Origin of the sequence: Ferroglobus sp., from assembly GCF_015521575.1 — an archaeon.
Taxonomy (GTDB): domain Archaea; phylum Halobacteriota; class Archaeoglobi; order Archaeoglobales; family Archaeoglobaceae; genus Ferroglobus.
The window spans coordinates 1-2,080 of the sequence record NZ_WANY01000251.1; the positions used below are offsets into that span (position 1 = coordinate 1).

Below are 2,080 nucleotides of genomic sequence, written 5' to 3' on the forward strand. Positions count from 1 at the left end.
AGAGTGAAAATTAGAATTATAAAAGGAAACATGAAAGAGTCCGTTTCAAAGTTTAGTATCCCGATCGTTATCACCGGCATACTTAGCATAAAAAGTACGGAAAGAGAATGAATTTTCGGATCTTTTTCTTCGATCATCTCTCTTGAGTATATAAAATATAGTAACGCTGAAAATGCAAGGATGATTAGAGGCTGTAAAATTGAGAGGGAAAAAGCGTCGATCGAAGAAATTTTCATCACAAGCGAGCTGAAGAGTCTGAAACCAAAGGGATAGCTCGTTTTCGTAAAGTAGTCGTTTTGCAATTTATTGTAGAATTCATCAATAGAATTGGTTTCATAAAAAATTTTTGTGTAAAAGATGTGGGAGTAGGAGTCAGTTCCGTGGGGAATGTAGAGGTATATCGTGGGAATTACAAACCCGATGAAAGTCAGAATGATTAGTAAAATTGCAAATACGTCAACGTTTGGATCTTTTATATTTACGATTTTTCTTATGCTATCAATTTTCATGGAAGGTAACCTCAGTTAAACCTAACAGATAAACAAAGTGGTATAAATGTTTAACGGAAGTTTTATATCTCAGAAAAGCAATAGAAAAGCTTTTTTACTCACCATTACAACTATTATCATGAGATGGGACCTGACCTTAGTGGGGTTAATTCTTCTGATAGGTTTACTATTCCAGCCAGTCACTGCTCAGAACTATGAATTGTCTTTCGATATTAAAGGCTACTGGTATCCGACGACAGCGAAGCTGGAGATTTACCTCGAAGACCAGTTAATAAAGACGTTTAGAGCTACCGACTTCCCGAGGAGCGGTGGAAGAGCACCTCCAGTAGATCCGATGCACGTCGTGGTGGATTTGGGGGATGCCTACGGTAAAAGGGTGAAGATAAGGTACGTCAGTCTCGCTGGCGGAGGATGGATTCTTCTTGACAACGTCACGGTGACGAAAAATGGCTCCCAGTTAAGAGTGGCTCCGTGGCAGATCAACGTGAATCCGCCCGACAGCGGAATAAAAGCGAAAAAGATTTTCGGTAGAGAAAAGAGGCTTGTTTTCATAGAGGTCAACAACGAGAGAAAAAGCGGAAGTTATGCGGAATTTATCTCTCAGCCGATTACCGATGCACCGGAACTTGAGGTAAAGCCGTCTTACATCGCTTTCGATCCGGAAACTCCTTACAGCAAACCAACATCGGTGACCATTTCTGCAGAGGTCAGAAACGTTGGAAGTTTGGATGCAAAAAACGTGAAGCTTGAACTCTGGATAAACGACGAAAAGGTTGGTGAAACGGAAAGTTTCTCTGTTCCCGCTGGTGGGAGCGTTAGAAAGACACTTGGAGTTTATGATTACAGAGATGGCATCGTGAAGGTCGAAGTTAGGGTAGTCTCTCCTGAAGATGTCCTTGAGGAGAACAACCGGGCTGTGAGGTTCCTTGTTCCTGCTCATCCGTACATGCTTTTCAGCGACGTTTCGCAGATTCCGATTGTAAAATACAAGGATGTCGAACCTTACAAGAGTTGGAGGAAGTTTCTCATAGGAAGAGCGAATTCCTACCTTGACGACGATCTAACCTACGCTTCTTACAAGGGTAGAAAGATATTGGCTCTCGCATTTGCCTACCTATTGACTGGAGATGAAAGATACGCTAAAAAGGCAACTGAAGCTCTTTTAACGGCTGGAAAGGAGGTGGAAGGAAAGACTATTTACGGAGGAACCGAACACATATACCTGAGAGCTGAGAAGAATGCTTTATACTACGCTTTGGCTTTCGACTTCCTCAGAGAATATCTCTACAAGACAAATAAAACACATTACCGCATGATCGAAAACAGATTGGCTGAGATTGCAAAAGAAATAAGGTGGAAAGTCTACATATACCACGTTTACAACTACAAAGAATCATTGCCAAGAGAAGGTAATCTGGCTGATCCGAACAACCACATGCTTGTGGAAAATCCGATTCTTATCGTTGTAATGTCGTCGCTGCTCGGATACAACGGCGAGTATTTGGATTACCTCAATCCGTATCAATCGATAAGAGATGCGATGAAGAATCTTTTCTTCGAATCTGTAACGG

Annotated in this window: 2 protein-coding genes; one reads left to right on the forward strand and one right to left on the reverse strand. The window is 41.6% G+C overall.

The features are described from left to right. Window positions 1-509: hypothetical protein (locus F7C14_RS10125; RefSeq protein ID WP_290902511.1), on the reverse strand; the 509-nt coding region annotated here is incomplete at its 3' end. Window positions 510-627: 118 nt separating this feature from the next. On the opposite strand from F7C14_RS10125, the gene F7C14_RS10130 reads away from it, so the two are divergent. Beyond that, window positions 628-2,080, forward strand: a 1,453-nt coding sequence (locus F7C14_RS10130) for a CARDB domain-containing protein (RefSeq protein WP_290902513.1), incomplete at its 3' end; no start/stop codon positions are given.